This is a genomic window from Runella sp., assembly GCF_965279615.1.
In the GTDB taxonomy this organism is placed as follows: Bacteria; Bacteroidota; Bacteroidia; order Cytophagales; family Spirosomataceae; genus Runella.
Genome location: NZ_OZ257252.1, coordinates 1443766 through 1461473, shown reverse-complemented (window position 1 = coordinate 1461473; position 17708 = coordinate 1443766). Strand labels below are relative to the sequence as shown.

Here is a 17708-nt window from a genome sequence, read left to right as displayed (position 1 = left end):
TCGATTCGTAGGCTCACCTTTTCTACTTATACCTACTTAAAACTTGACTTATGGGTTTTACTCGTTGGATATTACTGGTTGGAACAGGACGACAATATGATTTGCCGGCGCAAGTAGCTGGTCTTGCCAAAGAGTTTGGTCGTGCCTTGGCAGAAGAAGGCTATGGCTTAGTTATAGGAGGATGGCCGGGAGTAGATTATTTAGCCGCAGAAAGTTTTAATGAAGGTATTAAGAAGACGAAAAAGTCACTAAGCGATTATTTACTCCAAGTCATCGCAGATAAACGGCCGGCTGTATTTCCCGCTAACGCATCCTATCCGGACTATAAAGGAGGATTTATAATTACTGTTCCGACGGGAACAAGAGAATGGATCGAAGCTATTAAATATGCCGATGCAGTTATACTTTTAGGGGGAGAAGGAGGCACAAGAGAAACGTATTATTATGCCAATCAGGAACAACGCCCCGTATTTCCCATAGCCCGGACGGGTGGAGATGCTGCTTTTGTGTTTCAGGACAGTACTGAGCAGTGGGAATTTTTACCCTACAATGGCTTTACAAAAGAGGAGTTTAACCAAGCACTGAATCAGCCGGTAGAAACGGCCGAGCAAATACAGAAAGCAGTTCAGGATACTCTTAAACTTTTAAAATCGCAATTCTCAAAAGTCTCAGAATCACCAAACTTAGTCTTTGTCAGCTATGCTCATGAAGACCGGCAATGGCTGGTTAAAATACGCAGTGCGCTTCGTCCTTTAGAAAAGAAAACAGTGCTCTCGGTATGGGATGACTGGAAACTACGGCCCGGGGATGATTTTAAGCTTGAAATTCTTAAAAATATTAAACAGGTACGAGCGGCAGTATTGATTGTAAGTGATTCATTTATGAACTCGGAGTTTATTCAAAAATATGAATTACCCAAGCTTCTGGAGCTGCATCATCGTCATGGAATTAAATTGTTTTGGTTACAGCTTGAAGGAGAAACGTGGAAATCCTCTGAAGTTGCCAAGTTTTTATCCATTAATGACCCTAATTTCCCTTTGAGTACACTTCCCCCGGCGCAGCAACAGGAGGCATTGATACATTTGAGGAGGCGACTGGAAGTTGAGTTGTCAAATACAGTGTCATAGAATCAAAGACAATTAAGTAATTCAGATAACAAATAAACCCTTAGCCTCATGAAAATTGCTCAGCATGTATTAGTGCCCGAGGGCACTGAAAAAATCTTCACTTCTAAAAAAAGCCCTAATCAAAGAAACCTTACGACGGCAGATCAATTACCCAAGGATCTCATCATTCATTATACAGCTTGTAGCTTAGAAGCTGCTTTGAATACGTTTATGAGCTCAAACGGCACTTCCGCTCATTTGGTAATAGATTTAGACGGAAGTATTCATCAAATGGTACCCTTCAATCGTCAGGCTTTTCATGCCGGGTCCAGTGTATGGGATGACAACAGTTCATTTAACGGCCGAGCCATTGGGATAGAATTGGTAAACTTTGGCTGGGACGTGGAAAAAGTGAGTCCGGCAGATAGAGTTAATTTAAAGCACAAACACAAATTTGTGGGAAAAACCCAATGGCATATTTATTCTCCCAAACAGTTGGCTACTTTATTTGAGGTGACCAAGTTGCTCTTATCCACCTATGAATTACACCGTATTTTAGGACATGATGATATTTCAGCCGGTAGAAAACAGGATCCCGGCCCGGCTTTTCCATGGGATGAGTTTAGAATGCATTTGTTTGGAACAACAAACAATGTTGGTAAAATTTTTAAAACCAAAGTGGAAGACGTGAATTTGAGGAAAGGCGACGGAACGCAGTTTGAGGCACTCAGAAAGCTCAAAAAAGGAGTTGAAGTAGGATTGATTGAAACCTGGAACAACTGGTCGAAAGTATATCTGGCCAATAGCCCCGAAGAGGTAGTGGTCAATGAGAAAGTGAATGGCAAAATAACCCAAAAAAGTATCAAAACGATGGGCTGGATACGCTCTGATTTATTGGAACCTAAATAATGTCCTGTTTTCAATTAGGAAGTAATTGATTAGCCGGTGCCTGATTATTCCAACCTTTGAAAACAACCCTTCAAGATGGCCAAATGGAAAGTGTATCTGTCTTCTACTTTTAGAGACCTGAAAGAGGTTCGTGCGGAATTAATCCAACTTTTTCAAAAGCAACTTAGCAATCAGTTTGAGTTGACTGAAATCATGGAATGGATGTATGACAAAGGAACGTATGCTCGTTTTGAGATAGACTGTATAAAAGCAGTAAATGACAGTGATATTTATATCATTATTCTTGGTAATAAAGTGGGTTCATTTCCGGACCCGGAAACCCGGACCTATACCGAAATAGAATTGGATACGGCGCTGCAGACGCCCGGTAAAATGATTTTCTGCCTGAGGTTGGAAACATTTGATGAGCAGGAAATTGATCATAAGGCCAAGCACCGGGAACTGCTAAATAAATTCGCAGGCAGACCTGTCCATACTTTTAAAGATACCGAGAGTCTTAAAAATCGTATGTATGAATGCTTATATCCTTTTGCCTCTCAATCTCCCATCAACATAAGTAATCCTTATAAAGGTCTGGCGGCGTTTGAGGTAAAAGATGGGGGTTATTTTTATGGACGAGGAGCGGAGATAGAGAGTTTTATCAAAGAAATAACCGTTCGGCAACAGCGATATATCTCCGTTATCGGTAACTCGGGCATTGGGAAAACTTCGTTCATTCAGGCAGGCGTATTGTACAAATTACAAAATGAACCGGTTTGGGGATTCTCCCATTACCAACGCATTATTATAACGCCGGGAAGTACGCCGTTTACTAATTTTCAATATCAATTATGGGAAAAAGAGATTTCGTTGGAGCAGTTGGCGGATGAAAATACTCCTTCGGACAATTTTATTTTATTCTTCAACCAGTTTGAAGAAATAATTACCCAATGTACTACCCCCGAGGCTATTGGTGAAAGAGAGCAACTTTTTGATTTTTTATCGAAACTGACTTCTTCTCCGAAATCAGCCCAAAAATTCCTCATTATTACCACTTTTAGAAGTGATTTTCTTTCGCAATTGGCCAATTTTGATTTTATCAAAAAGCAGCGATTCTTCCCGTTGTCGAGTTTAGACTATGCACTTAATGTGGCTGACTGGGAAAAATCAATAGCTGAAATTATTACGAAACCGGCCGAAAAAAATGGAGTAACAATAGAGCCTGAATTGGTAGCTCAACTAACCCAAGAACTTAAGGAAGTAGATGGCTCATTGCCTATTTTACAATTTATGCTGGAAAAGATCTGGCATGAGGACACTATTAGAGATGGGAAGATTACGTCGACAGAATATATTGACTTGACCAAAGGGAAAGGGATTGGAGGAATCATTGAAGCTCACGCTGACGAAGTCATAAAACGAATCATTAATACCGGAACAGAAAGGAAAAATGAAGCCATTTTAAAAAGTATTTTTGTCAATTTGGTAGAGGTAAATGCTAACCTGCGAGATGTAAAAAAAACCATAAGACAATCAGAGTTATTTAAAAGCCTCGAAGTATATCCTGAAGAGAGGGTCAAAGCCATCTTTGAAGATTTAGTAAGCTCACAAAGCCGACTATTAACGGTGACTGAATCAAAAGATTTTGATACGGCTATAGAAGAAACTGAATATAATGTAGATATTATTCACGAAGTATTGTTACGCAAATGGGAGAGGCTACAAAAATGGATTGATGAACGTCGTGAAGCGTTGAGTTATCGTAAAGGGTTACTACTTCAAATTGAAGAATATAAAAAAAATAAAACGGAGTTATATAAAGGGAGCAAATTAGATAATGCTTTAAATTGGGAGAATAATAATCCTGATTTAGTAAATAAAATAATTAAAGATTTTATTGAAAAATCAAAAAAAAAGAGAAAGTCGCAATTGAGAAAATCTTTCTTTTTTCTGGGAGTTTTAGTTGCTTTTCTGGTATTTGCTATGCCTGCTTATAATTATTGGCAAAAAATACAGCTTGAAAAACTCATAAATAATAGCGATATGCTAAGAAGTAAAATGTCGGGGTGGGGTCTTTCATATAATAACATTGATATTGATAAAGTTAGCAATTTGGAAATAAATAGAGATATTTACCCTTTTGTTACTGAAAAATTGCATTATTTTAAAAATGTGACATCTTTGACTTTAAAAGGCATTCCTATAGAAGACCTGAAACTAATTTCAAATTTTTCGTCGCTTAGGTATTTGTCCATAAACGATTGTTCAAACTTGAAGAGCTTAGATGGGATAGAAGTTTTTAAATATCTTTCTGAGTTAATAATAGAAAAAACAGCTATAAAAAAATTAAAAGGAGTAGAAACGCTTGAGATGATTAATTCTATAAGAATCGACAATAACGATAGCCTTAGAAATACAGACGAACTTAGAAATCTTAAGTCACTCTCTGTGCTTGATATAGGAGGGAAGGGTATGTCAAATTTAGATTTGATTCGTAACCTTGATTCGCTTAAGTCATTGACAATAAATACTGGTGATATAGAAGATTTAAATGGAGTTGAAAGCTTAAAATCTCTTACAAACTTAGTCATAAAAAGTCGAAATGTAAAAAATATAAAAAGCCTTGGCAATAGTAAATCAATTACTTTTTTAAATTTATCAAATACTGGCTTGATTGACCTTCAAGGGTTGGGGAGTTCTGAAACTCTTGACTCATTAGTAATAAATGAAAATCCATCTTTACTTAACTTACACGGAATAGAGAATAACAAACGAATATCTGCTATTTTTTTAGAAAGAAATCCGGGCTTGAAGAGTTTGATAGGTATAAAAAACTTAGGATCACTCAAAACTCTTATAATTAACTCAAATGACTCTTTGGAGAATTTAGATGGCCTTGAAAATGTTTCGTTAAGCTTATTTAGAATTAATAATAATAATAAACTTTTAAACTTGAAAGATGTACAAAATGTCAGTGTAGATTCACTTTTTGTAGAAAATAATTTCTTTATAAAAACTTTGGACGGGATAGATAAGTTGAAATCAATTTCATTTCTTTCAATAAATAATAACACCAATTTGTATACTTTGAAGGAAACTCAAAAATTAAACAGACTTAATTCTCTTATTTTGGAGAATAATAAAAACTTAACAGATATAAATGCAATTGAAAAAATCCGCACTCCCTTTAGCTTAGCACTAAAAGGAGATATTGGGGTTCATAATATGAGACAAATTGCCAATTCAAAAATGATTATATCTTTGATCATACAGGGGGAAAGTATAAATAGTCTGGAAGGATTAGAAAATATTAAATCACTTACATCACTTGCGATAAATTATAATAACAATGGTAATTTGTTTAAAAAAATCAAAACGAATGAATCTATTAGTTCAGTAATAATTTCTGGCGGACAAGTACCTGATTTAGACAAATTGAAGAATTTAAAAAACTTATCTTCACTATCAATAAGTTCAAGTTCTCTTATTAATCCTGATGAACGACCTAATTTAAAGGGAATAGAAAACCTTGTATCGTTAAATAAACTTTCAATAGAATTGTCATCTTTAACTAATCTGGAGAAAATAAAAAACCTAAAAAAACTTAAATCTCTTGTATTGAAAATGAATCAAAACTTAGTTAGTTTGAAAGGTATAGAGAGTCTTGTATATCTTGACTCTCTTACCGTTACTTATAATAATTCATTGTACGATTTTAGAGGTATTAATAATCTTATTTTTCTTAAATATATAGATATTAATGGCTTAAAAAACCTTGATGAAATTATAAAACTAAAATCGCTTTCCTCTCTTACAATGTATAGATCTTCTGTCGAAAATTTAAACAGATTGAAAAATTTAAAGAAAATAACTTCGTTTTCTATTTCTTTTGCCGAAAAAAATGATTTGGTTGATATTGCTGGTATTAAATCTATTGTTTTTTTATCAATAGACTATAGCCGACTTGAAAATTTAGAGGGAATTGAAAACTTGAAAAACCTAAAAGAGTTAACCCTTTCGAACAATGACAGCTTAAGTAGTTTATTGGGCTTAGAAAAGCTTACCTCATTAGAATCTCTTGGTATTTATAGGAGTTACAATTTAAGGAATTTGTCAGCATTGGAAAATCTTTTCTCCCTGAAAGAATTAAAGATTGATATGGCTTACCCCTCCATCACCAATTTCTTATATTCATTCCGCAAATTGAAAAAACTGACTGTTCCAAAAAATATGCCTGTGGACTATGAGCGTCTTCAGGAGAAAAACCCGGGCATTAAATTAATACGACAATAGAACAACGATATAATAGCTTCATCTTTTCCTAACCTCTTCCCATGGACCCCATTCAATCAAAAAAACGTAATCTTATCAACGAAGCACGGCGAGTTTTAAACGGACAAAGCGCCTCCATTAAGGACTTAGAAGAACTCTGTAAAAAATTGGTAAAATTGGACCAATTCGGGTATGCATCGGAAGTGCTGCTTGCAAAGTTGGTACTTAAAGAATCGCTTGGAGAACCTGCTTCTCTGGAGGAGCAACAAAATCTTGTCAAATACATTTATAAAGACCCCACGCTGCCGGCTTCGTTTAAGTTTAAGAAGGCATTGTGTGAGTTGAACATCAGTGATCAACTCACAAAGACAAATTATTGTGAAACGCTCGGGTTGGCAGGGGCCATCTATAAGCGGCTTTGGCAATACAACCATCAGTTTAAAAACCTGATTCTTTCGCGCTATTATTATCAGAAAGGCTATGCTCTATGGAAAGAGTTTCTGGTCAAAAATTCGGTTGCAGACAAAAGCGAGCAAAACGATGAGGGATATACCGCAATCAATTATGCATATGTCAATGAATTGATGGCCGTTGATAAATTGGAAGAGCACGGGCGCATTACCGGCACCAGCCCGAGTATTGCCGATCGTTTGACAGAAACAGAAGAAGTTCGGACGTTTATCATTGATAAATTAACTGAATTTGAAGGCGGAGGAAAATTTGATAGAGAAAAAAATAAATGGGTTTATCAGACCATTGCCGAAGCCTATTTTGGACTGCGACGTTATGAATCAGCAGCTGAATACATCAAAAAATACTTGGATATCCGTAAAACGGAGGAGGCAAAAACACCAAACCTGTCCAACGATGAATTAGAGGAAAAAATAGCGTGGGAAGTACGTACGTTTCACCAACAAATGTTGTCGATTGCTTATTTGCAATTGTTTCAAAGTGAATACGTTACGAAATACATCACCCCCAAGGGTCAGGCTGTTAATCCCCATGAAATAAAATTGGGGGAGATAGCTAAGGAAATTGATTTGGACAAAATCAATAGTTGCCTGAACCACTTCCGGATTACACCTTCAGACGCCCCGGATATAAAGGTGAAGAAAGACGGAAAACTTGGTTTGGCGCTGTCGGGAGGAGGCTTTCGCGCTTCGTTATTTCACATTGGGGTTTTGGCCGCCTTGGCCGAAACAGAGCAATTGAAAGATGTTGAAGTAATTTCGTGCGTTTCGGGCGGGTCCATTATTGGCGCTTATTACTACCTGAAATTGAAGACATTGCTGGACAACCGGCAAGACGAAAATATCACGGCAACGGACTATATTGGTTTGATCAAAGAAATTGAAACCGGTTTTTTAAAAGGTGTACAAAAAAATCTCCGTCTTCGATTATTGACTAATCCGATAAAAACGTTAAAAATGCTGTTCAGCAGCAGTTATTCCCGCACGCATCGGATGGGTGAATTGTACGAAGAGTTTCTTTATAAAGGATTACTGACCAAAGTCGGACAAACAACTCCTGCCGAAAATCTGTACATGAGTGATCTTCGTATAGAGCCGGGAAAAGATGCCTCATTCAACATCGCCATTGACAATTGGCAAAGAATCAATAAAGTACCCCAACTTATCTTAAATGCTACCAGTTTGAATACGGGACACAACTGGCAATTTACGGCCTCGTGGATGGGAGAGCCACCGGGCATGATACAGGCTGATATTGACGTAAAACCACGGCTGAGACGCATGTATTACCCGGATGCCCCCCTCAAATACCAAAATTTTAGATTAGGTTATGCCGTGGGAGCATCTTCCTGTGTGCCGGTGCTGTTCAAACCCATGCCCTTGCCTGACCTCTACCCGGGAATTGATTTGCAACTGGTGGACGGAGGCGTCCATGACAATCAGGGGATTGGTGCCCTGATCGAACAGGAATGCAGCAATATGATCATCAGCGATGCCAGTGGCCAAATGCCCACGAAAGAAGGTGCAACAGGAGGATTAAGAGGGGTATTTTTCCGCTCAGATACCATTTTACAGGAGCGAGTAAGGGAGCTGCAATTCAAAGACATTGAAGAACGAAACCAAACCACCCAAATTCGTAAGTTAGTCAAAATACACCTAAAGGACGATTTGCAACGTAAGCCCATCAGTTGGAAAAACTGCATGGACCCGCCACGAAAGATCATGTATGGTTCAGACGAAGAAAACGATACGCAGTTGACCAAGTACGGGATATTGCGTAACGTTCAACAGCTGTTGTCGGAGATCAGAACTGACCTGGATTCCTTTCATGATACCGAAGCTTACGCCCTGATGTACAGCGGTTATCGGCAAACCTACTGTAAGTTGGGACAGACGCCACCCCAAACCGGCAATTGGAAGTTTTTGGAAATGGAAAAGTTCATGACCCGATCTGACGAGGCGGAAAAGATAATTCCTAAACTGACACCCGGCAATCGGCTGTTTTTTAAGGCTTTTTATTTAATAGGAATCGGAAAATTGCTGAAATCACTCATTACTTTTTTGGGTGTGGTCTTGGTTTTTTATGCCGTTTATCGGTATTACGATGCCTCTTGGGTGCCCTTTATTAAGTATCTCGGGAAAATTTTGGCAGGTACAGCCCTTGGGTTTCTTTTGTTTACCGTCCTTATACGGCTGTATTCAGAAATCATTCATCCCCTTTATAATAAATTGGGGAGTATGAGCCAAAAGAAGAATACTACTTAAAACTTTATGGAGGATAGATACTGTTTGAATTGATTTTTTGACCTGTCACCAATGCCCCATGAAATTATTCTTATCCTACAATACTCAAAATAATGCCTTTGTGCAAGGATTGGCTCGCGATCTTAAAAACAGCGGTTTTGAGGTGTTTTATGACAAAGAAAGCATTGCCGCCGGGGATGTTTGGACCAAAGTCATTCAGGAAGGGATTAACGCCAGCGATGCGTCATTGGTATTCATTGGCGAAGTGGGCATTGGGGAATGGCAAAATAAGGAAGTACTGGATATTGTGAATAGCCGAACCAAAAAGGAGGGTTATAAAATAATTCCGGTCATCGTACCCAAAAAAGCGGCCAATTATACCCTTCCTTGGTTTTTGTCTGATTATCAATGGGTTGAATTTGGAGGCGTTGACGACAAACACGCGTTTACTAAATTAGTAAAAGGACTAAGGACACAACCTGAGCAAAACAAAGACCTGATTGGAAAGAATCCGTACAAGGGCCTGCAAAGTTTTGAAATGGAAGATGACTATTGCTATTTTGGCAGGACCTACGACCTGAATCAGGTTTTTCATAACAAACTCCGCTTTCATATTTCGGTGAAAAACCATAATTTTTTGGCAATCATTGCTGACTCCGGTGCCGGGAAATCGTCGTTTGTGAAAGCGGGGATTTTGGCCGCCTTACAAAAAGGGAGAGCGCCGGGAAGCGATACGTGGAAGCAAATCATTATGAAGCCCGGCAACAGCCCCTTAACGGCTCTTTCTTCTACGTTAAAAATAAACGGCCTTATTACGGATTCCCTTAAGTTTGAAAAAGAAGCTGAAGTGCGTGACGACACACTCCTCCGAACGATTCGAGACCAGACCGAAACCCGGGTGTTGTACATTGATCAATTTGAAGAAGTAATTACGCAATACAAAGAAAAAGAAATCAAGAATGAGCAATCAATATTCCTTAACACTATTGCCCGAGCCATAGAAACCGAGAAATTGATTGTTTTGCTCTCGCTGCGGAGCGACTATTACACTGCCTTTGCGGGATTCCCTTTATTTAAAAGCGTATTGGAAAAAAACAACTTTACGCTCCCGCCTATAGATGTCAATAAAAAGGAGGACGATAAAACCAATCAAATTTTACGGGATATTATTGTGAAACCCGCCCAAAATGCAGGAGTGACCGTAAGCCCCGGTTTGGTAGAAACCCTGATTAACGACCTGAAAGAAGTGAAAGGGAAGTTGCCCATTTTGCAATTAACCCTTGATCTGCTCTGGAAAAACAAAGCCAATGCCAAAGAGATAACAACGGATGATTATGCAAAGCTTTCAAAAGGTAAAAATATAGAAGGAATCATACAAACTCATGCAGATGCGGTATTTAACCGATTGACCGATGAGGGTACAGACCAACGAAAAGCCGATTTATTGAAAAAGATATTTGTGCCACATTTAGTAGAAATAAGCAGGAACGGTGAAGATGTACGAAGAACGGCCTTACTGAGTGAATTGAAAGGAATTGATAACACGGTGCAAGACGACATTATGGCCTTGGTGGAGGAACTGAGTGATGAGAAATCAAGGCTATTGACGAAAGGCGATACCCACGTAGAGGTAGTACACGAAGTGATCATACGGGAATGGCCACTGCTGAAAGGTTGGATTGATGAAAGGAGAGAAGCGTTGTTTTTTCAACAGCAAATAAATGCTGACGCAAAGAGATTTTACGCGGGAAGCGGTAAACTGCTAAGTAAAGAGGCGTTGAAAGAAGCAAATGAATGGCAGAAAAACAACCCTGACCTGATAGAGGATTTGCCTATCATTATTAATTACATCAATGATTCTGCCAATACTATACGGAAGCAATTCTACAAGCAATTAAGAGTGGCAGGCATGGCAGCAGTTATTCTTATCGTGTTGGGGTGGATTTTGTATAAACCCTATCAGAGAAGAAAATTTGAAGAGGATATAAATAAAGTAGCGACATTGAGGGAGCAGGTAGAAGCCGCCGGAGGGCTGGACTCGGTCAGAACCCTAATAATTGATAATAATAATTTCAATGTTCTGAATGGCCAATTGTTTTATTTTACCCATTTGGATACGCTAAAGATAGAAGGAATAACAACTATTCAGGATGTATCTTTCCTTTCCGGAATCAAATCACTAAAGTTGTTGCAGATTTTTTCCAATCGTTCCATAAATAGTTTGTCGGGCTTGGAAAAACTTTCCTCTTTGACTTCGTTGGAGATTTCTAACAATAAAAATTTACGCAATTTGTCGGGTTTGGAAAAACTTTCCTCTTTGACTTCGTTAAAGATTGTAAGAAATCTTTACTTAAACAATTTGTCGGGTTTGGAAAAGCTTTCCTCTTTGACTTCGTTAGAGATTTCTGACAATCCTTACCTAAGCAGCTTGTCGGGTTTGGAAAAGCTTTCCTCGTTGACTTCATTGGTGATTTCTTACAATGAAAATTTACGCAGTTTGTCGGGTTTGGAAAAGCTTTCCTGTTTGACTTCGTTAGAGATTTCTTACAATCCTTACCTAAGCAGTTTGTCGGATTTGGAAAAACTTTCCTCGCTGATTTCGTTAAAGCTTTCCGGAAATGATAATTTACGCAGTTTGTCGGGTTTGGAAAAGCTTTCCTCTTTGATTTCGTTAGAGATTTCTTCCAATCGTTCCCTAAGCAGCTTGTCGGGTTTGGAAAAGTTTTCTTCGCTTACTTCGTTAGAAATTTCTTACAATCATACCCTAAGCAGTTTGTCGGGCTTAGGAAAGTTTTCTTCGCTTACTTCGTTAAAGATTTCCGGAAATAATAATTTACGCAGCTTGCTGGGTTTGGAAAAGCTTTCCTCTTTGACTTCGTTAGAGATTTCTGACAATCCTTACCTAAGCAGCTTGTCGGGTTTGGAAAAGCTTTCCTCGTTGACTTCATTGGTGATTTCTAACAATGAAAATTTACGCAGTTTGTCGGGCTTAGGAAAGTTTTCTTCGCTTACTTCGTTAAAGCTTTCCGGAAATAATAATTTACGCAGTTTGCTGGGTTTGGAAAAGCTTTCCTCTTTGACTTCGTTAGAGATTTCTTACGATCCTTACACAAGTAACTTGTACGATCCTTACACAAGTAACTTGTCGGAGATTTCCAGAAATGATAATTTACGCAGTTTGTTAGGCTTGGAAAAGCTTTCCTCCCTGACTTCGTTAGTGATTTCCGGCACGGCCTTAAGTAGTTTGCCGGGCTTGGAAAAGCTTTCCTCCCTGACTTCGTTAAAGATTTCTTACAATCCTTATCTAAGCAGTTTGTCGGGTTTGGAAAAACTTTCCTCGCTGACTTCGTTGAGTATTTCCGGCACGGCTATAAGCAGTTTGTCGGGTTTGGAAAAACTTTCCTCGCTGACTTCGTTGAGTATTTCCGGCACGGCTATAAGCAGTTTGTCGGGTTTGGAAAAACTTTCTTCACTGACTTTGTTGGAGATTTACAGTAATAGTAACCTACGCAGTCTGTCGGGTTTGGAAAAACTTCCCTCCCTGACTTGGTTGCAGATTGATATAAATACGCCGGAGGTGATCCATCAACTGTATCAATTACCGAAACTAAAAAAACTGACCGTTTCTGAGAACATGACGGTGCAATTTCAACGACTTCAGGAGAAAAACCCGGGAGTCAAACTAATCAGAAAACAATATCTGTATTAGATAATATTCCTTTACAATGAATGCTCAACCGTAACACTTTTCATAAACCATGGCCAATCCGGAACATCTTGTACTGCTGCAACAGGGTGCCACGCAGTGGAATGCTTGGCGTAAGCATCATAAACACATCCGTCCGGATCTTCAGGAAGCAGACCTCCGGGGGCTAAACCTTCAGGAGTTTAACCTGAAAGAGGCGCGGATGAAAAGAGCCAATTTGGCTCACTGCAATCTTACCAAAGCAAAGTTGGATAATGCATACCTGAGAAATGCCGATCTCACCGATGCCAACCTAACCAAGGCCTCCTTGGCGGGCGTTAACCTAAGGCATGCAATTCTCTGCCGAGCCAACTTTACCGAGGGTTACTTACGGAGAGCCGATTTAAGCTACGCCGATCTAACCAACGCCAACATGAAGGAAGCGGTGCTGGAATACGCCCAATTGGTCGACGTAACGCTGGAAGGCACTGACCTAACCAATTGTAAAATTTACGGTGCTTCGGTATGGAATTTGATGGGAACACCGGCCAACCAATCTAATTTAATTATAACTCCGCAAATAGCCCTACGGAAACCAATCGACAATGAGTCGGAGCCCATCGTCACCGTGGATGACCTCGAAGTGGCGCAGTTTGTGTATTTGCTGCTCAATAATGCCAAAATACGAAACGTAATCAACACCATGACCTCCAAAACGGTCTTGATCTTAGGACGGTTTACTCCCGACCGCAAAGCCGTTTTGGATACCATTGCCGGTGAGTTGCGTAAGCATAATTTGCTGCCCATCATTTTTGATTTTGAACGCGCCCAATCAAGAGATTTTACCGAAACGATAAAAATACTGGCCGGGTTAAGTTTTTTTATCATTGCCGATATTACCAAGCCCAAATCCGTTCCGCTTGAATTGCAGGCCACCGTCCCCGATTATCAGATTCCCTTCGTTCCCATTATCCAATCAGGAGAAGAGGCGTTTTCCATGTTTAGAGACCTGAAAAAGTATGACTGGGTACTTGATTTGCTGACGTATTCAACATCGGATAAACTTAAAGCCGGTTTTAAAGAAGCCATTATTGACCGAGCCTGGGCAAAACACCAAGAATTGGAAAAAAGCAAAGCCGTGGTGTTAGAAACGCTTTCCATTGATGATTTTTTGAACAAGCCTAATTGAGCCGGCTATTTCGCTTTCCCCACGATATTCAACACGTTGGTTTCGTTGCCTTTTTCGTAACTGATTGTTAATGAGCGGTTAAATGCTGACAGTTAAATTAACGACTTATACTGTTTGCTGTAAATGAATACTATACGAATCTGTACTCATATAATCGGAAATCCAGATAGCATTATTAGTCATTACTTTGACCTGAATTAAAGCCCCTCTCTGTACATTAAAAACCTGCACTGACAATCCTCCCGGTAATGGAAGAATTTTAGTTGGATATTCCTCTGATTCATTGTTGTCAATATACAACCGATACGTACATCGTAAATAAGGATTGTTTATTAATGGACGTATTTGAGTACAAAAATCATCGGGCAGTAGCTGCATTTTAACCTGTACATTCTGATTCCAATTCCCTAAAGTCGTAACAATATCAACCAGACATTGATCCCGGCGATTTTCATCGTATTCAATTCGTTGTCTATCGCCTGCAATTCCCCCTTGAGGATCGACCCCTGTTTCACGAACTTCTACCACCAGCCGTCTTGATTCAATCGCTATGGCAAGTTCTTCAACTACCCACCTATGCGTCGGCCATATCCCATTTTCGGCATTTTCTCCGCGACGTGTTAAAAAGGCAATGAGACCATCGCTTTTTCTGATGTTGGCTCTAACTGCTTCTGAAAGTATTTGACCTTGTATTTCCTCCCCTGATATTACCTCATGGCCAAAGGCCTTAATTATAGGAAAAACCAGTTCGCGTATCCATCTATCACGCGCATTGTAGCCGAAGGCGACGAATATTTTCATTGAAATAAAGATTTTAAGAATGGAAAAACAACGATAGTGCCGACTTAGTTAGCAGTAAATGAGCCATCCGGGTAGCCTAATTTTAAATAATGAGTTAATTGTTGTACTTCTCCATTTTTGAAGGTGACAGTAGCGCGAATTCGAAAAACACCCCATCCGCTCGTTTTTAGTTCAAATTTTGATTTTCTATCCGTTATAGTCCGTACCGGATTAGGAAACGATGAATGTAAATAATAGGTAACATGAGAAATTCGATCCAGAATTTTTCCGGAGCCTTCGATCCATATCCACCATTTCCAGGATTCTTCACCCATGTATTCATAATCTTGGGCAATTTTAATTGACTTGGTATCGGGTATAACTTCCTGTTGAGATTGATTTATTGAGTTATCTAAAGAAAATTTGGGATCAACGACTCCCTTTTCAAGGTTAGCATCAGTTAAATAAAAGGCTGTCTTATCGACTGAAGCTTTGTTGCCGGCAGTCATAAAATGTGCGGGATTTACAGTGTATTGGGCAAAAGCTCTACCGATCATCTGAAAGGCAGTGAGCGCATCAATTGCGTCAAGTGCCTGAACGGAATCTGCGGGTATGGACGATAGGCCTAAAGTGAGCAAAGTTGGATCTGAAAGTTCAACATCATAACGCAGGTAAGTGAAAAGTTTAACAGATAAGCCGGTATCCTGATTAACCATGTCACCTATTTCCTGTGTTAACACGTCGCCGACCAGACAACGGCCAAAAAAGCGGCAAAGAAAATCCTGCTCAAAGGAAGACGATTGCAGTAATCCGGACGAAATAGGATCCATTTGAAAGAGAGGATTAATTTCTTTGGGTCCTATAGTTAGATTAATCCCGGGGTTTCGGCCTGTTCCGACTGATGTAAGCAGCAGTTGTTCCTCGCCAACAGGCCAGTTAATTTGATAACTTCGAGCCGTTGCATTCAAAAATAAGAGAAAGGCAGGATTTTTATAAATGCTGACGCTTCCATCCACCAGGGATAGGTTGGCTTCCGGTAGCTGAATTTGTTCCGGACTTGTGAATGACGGTGTAGTTAAACTTGCTTTTATAAGTTGCCAGATTGGAATCCCCAGATTACTTTTAGGTTGAGAAGGTTGGTTATAAAAAGCATTAGGGTTATTGGTAATGGCCCAAGGTGAATCGGAATCTGCTGCTTTCAGCACCAACAATAGTAAGGTTTTGAATTTATCACTTCCCAAAAGTGTATCTTTACCAAACAGGTCTTGAAGAAGACAGTTAAGGTTTTCATCACGTTTTTGACTTCGAACAGGGTATAATGAATCAGTTGGAGTAAATGCTTCCAGCGCAATAGGCGTAAATTGGGTTTGAATAGCTTCTACCCGCATACCCAGTGAGAGACAGGCCGCGATAAAAGCTCCCGAGCCTGTCCCCGCAATGTAATCGTAGTAATCGGACAGAACAAACGTATCCGGCTTATCATCTTCCTGCCGTAATGAACGTTCAAGTTGAGCCAGTACCTCCAGCGAAAAGACACCGCGTACGCCTCCACCATCAATGGCCAATAATCGTTTAGGCCCCGTTTTCGTAAGTTTTTCTTGGACTGTCATAGGACAAAGCGTTTTTGTCTGGGTGAATCATTTTTTAACTATCGTTGGATCGTTAAGAAAGTTATAAGGATTGCAGTAAATCACTTTGCCTGTTGAGGAGCTCACTAAGCTTATTTATTTGTGACTCAAACGAATCAATCATCCATTGAGCCGGTTTAAGGTTCTTAAGAGCCAAAAGAGCTTTTTCATACTCTTCTGTTTCACCTAATCCGAAGTGCGCTTCGGCTTTGGTGGCTATGCACCAGAACTGATCATCCATCAGTTTTTCAATCTCTATAGCGGTACTTGCATCTATATCAGCGGCTCGCTTCTCAGCACGATCTAACTGATCCTGCATACCGTCTATTTTTTGTTGGCAAAGCGTAACAATTTCACGCCTGAGTCGATTCGCCCAAATTATATCAGCTACCTTTTCTTCTTTCGCAGAGTAAATAGTACTATCAACTCGCAGATTGAACAAATAGGCTAAATTAATTCCATTATACCAATCATTTCTAATTAGATAGCCGCGCTCATAATACCGAATTGAAAGACTTAGGTGATCATTTCCTTCTCCTGATTCGTAAAGCCTTTTTTCTATTGCACCTGCAATACCTAATGTTTCAGGGTCATTTGATTCCCTTGGATTTAAGGGTTCAAGTAATTGTAAGGCTTCTTTCAAAGCCGTTACCGGATCCGGTTTTTTTGCTTTATAAGTAGCAAGTGCTAAGCGTTGAACCAAGTACTGATTTTCAGGATTTGATCCATTTACTGAAGATGCCTCAGTAGAAACTTTTAGTGCACGGGCAATGAAAAACTTAGCTGTATCAAAATCACTTTCTTGTATGGCCTCTTCTCCTTGCTGAACGAGCATAGAAATTGTTTGCTTATGTTCATTGGAGGTATCGTTAATTGTGGTGCCAATCTCCCCTAAAGCTTTACCGGCCTCAGCAATAGCCTCAGCAATTTTTTCTTTAAGAAAGGGTGGAGTTAATTGTTGAAGAAATGTGTAAACCGGACTGTCTGTATCCTGCTTTGTTAAAACAGCATTGATTTTATTAACCAATACTTCTCGAAACCGGATTACTTCTTCAAAATCTATGGCTTCACCAAGATGGGAGTACCCTTCTATAACTATGTGATTGAGGTCAAATGGATAAATAAGTTTATTTTCTGATATGACTATGGTTGTAAAAGGGCGTAGAGCATGACGAATGCCAAGCTCATAAATTGCATTAGGATTTGCAGTTGAAAGGTCAGCAATGACAACATCAGCCGTTAGCAATTCCTGATACATCTGCGATTCGATTGAACCGGAATGAAGAATTTCATCGGCTCGAATACAAACTAAATCTTTCGCTTCTACAGCCGGCTTAATTAGTAATCGGTATGATTTATCTAAGTCAAGCTTTCGGCCGGTAGCGAGATCGGTCTTCGTGCCGAATCCCATCACAACAAAGCAGGTTTTCTTTTTTTCTGACATAA

The 17708-nt window shown here is 39.4% G+C and carries 9 protein-coding genes; 6 read left to right on the top strand and 3 right to left on the bottom strand.

What is annotated here, in order from left to right; translation table 11 throughout:
• The first annotated feature begins 50 nt into the window (after positions 1-50).
• From ACQY73_RS06440 to ACQY73_RS06415, 6 genes are all read left to right on the top strand, one after another.
• The gene (locus ACQY73_RS06440; RefSeq protein WP_428663069.1) at positions 51-1127 is read left to right on the top strand and encodes a toll/interleukin-1 receptor domain-containing protein; all 1077 of its coding nucleotides are present in this window, start codon (positions 51-53) and stop codon (positions 1125-1127) included.
• A gap of 48 nt (positions 1128-1175) precedes the next feature.
• On the top strand, positions 1176-2015 hold the full coding sequence (locus tag ACQY73_RS06435; protein WP_428663066.1) for an N-acetylmuramoyl-L-alanine amidase: 840 nt from the start codon (positions 1176-1178) through the stop codon (positions 2013-2015).
• 75 nt (positions 2016-2090) lie between these two features.
• Positions 2091-6287, top strand: coding sequence for a DUF4062 domain-containing protein (locus ACQY73_RS06430; RefSeq protein ID WP_428663064.1), 4197 nt, complete (start codon positions 2091-2093; stop codon positions 6285-6287).
• Between the two features lie 41 nt (positions 6288-6328).
• Positions 6329-9001, top strand: coding sequence for a patatin-like phospholipase family protein (locus tag ACQY73_RS06425; protein WP_428663061.1), 2673 nt, complete (start codon positions 6329-6331; stop codon positions 8999-9001).
• Between the two features lie 58 nt (positions 9002-9059).
• The gene (locus tag ACQY73_RS06420) at positions 9060-12689 is read left to right on the top strand and encodes a leucine-rich repeat domain-containing protein (protein ID WP_428663059.1); all 3630 of its coding nucleotides are present in this window, start codon (positions 9060-9062) and stop codon (positions 12687-12689) included.
• Between the two features lie 49 nt (positions 12690-12738).
• Positions 12739-13854, top strand: a complete 1116-nt coding sequence (locus ACQY73_RS06415; protein ID WP_428663056.1) for a pentapeptide repeat-containing protein — start codon at positions 12739-12741, stop codon at positions 13852-13854.
• A 105-nt stretch (positions 13855-13959) separates the two neighbouring features.
• Here ACQY73_RS06415 and ACQY73_RS06410 read toward each other — a convergent pair whose 3' ends face one another.
• The 3 genes from ACQY73_RS06410 to ACQY73_RS06400 form a co-directional block, all read right to left on the bottom strand.
• Entirely contained in the window at positions 13960-14655 is a 696-nt protein-coding gene (locus tag ACQY73_RS06410; protein ID WP_428663054.1) for a hypothetical protein, read from the bottom strand.
• Positions 14656-14699: 44 nt separating this feature from the next.
• Positions 14700-16244, bottom strand: a complete 1545-nt coding sequence (locus ACQY73_RS06405) for a pYEATS domain-containing protein (RefSeq protein WP_428663051.1) — start codon at positions 16242-16244, stop codon at positions 14700-14702.
• A 61-nt stretch (positions 16245-16305) separates the two neighbouring features.
• Positions 16306-17706 carry a tetratricopeptide repeat-containing protein gene (locus ACQY73_RS06400; RefSeq protein WP_428663048.1) on the bottom strand — a complete coding sequence of 467 codons (1401 nt, stop codon included), beginning with the start codon at positions 17704-17706 and terminating at the stop codon, positions 16306-16308.
• Between the last annotated feature and the right edge of the window lie 2 nt (positions 17707-17708).

Bases quoted from the DNA above. Each gene is read 5' to 3' on its own strand.
- ACQY73_RS06440 (WP_428663069.1), top strand. From the start codon at position 51: ATGGGTTTTACTCGTTGGATATTACTGGTTGGAACAGGACGACAATAT.
- ACQY73_RS06435 (WP_428663066.1), top strand. From the start codon at position 1,176: ATGAAAATTGCTCAGCATGTATTAGTGCCCGAGGGCACTGAAAAAATC.
- ACQY73_RS06430 (WP_428663064.1), top strand. From the start codon at position 2,091: ATGGCCAAATGGAAAGTGTATCTGTCTTCTACTTTTAGAGACCTGAAA.
- ACQY73_RS06425 (WP_428663061.1), top strand. From the start codon at position 6,329: ATGGACCCCATTCAATCAAAAAAACGTAATCTTATCAACGAAGCACGG.
- ACQY73_RS06420 (WP_428663059.1), top strand. From the start codon at position 9,060: ATGAAATTATTCTTATCCTACAATACTCAAAATAATGCCTTTGTGCAA.
- ACQY73_RS06415 (WP_428663056.1), top strand. From the start codon at position 12,739: ATGGCCAATCCGGAACATCTTGTACTGCTGCAACAGGGTGCCACGCAG.
- ACQY73_RS06410 (WP_428663054.1), bottom strand. From the start codon at position 14,655: ATGAAAATATTCGTCGCCTTCGGCTACAATGCGCGTGATAGATGGATA.
- ACQY73_RS06405 (WP_428663051.1), bottom strand. From the start codon at position 16,244: ATGACAGTCCAAGAAAAACTTACGAAAACGGGGCCTAAACGATTATTG.
- ACQY73_RS06400 (WP_428663048.1), bottom strand. From the start codon at position 17,706: ATGTCAGAAAAAAAGAAAACCTGCTTTGTTGTGATGGGATTCGGCACG.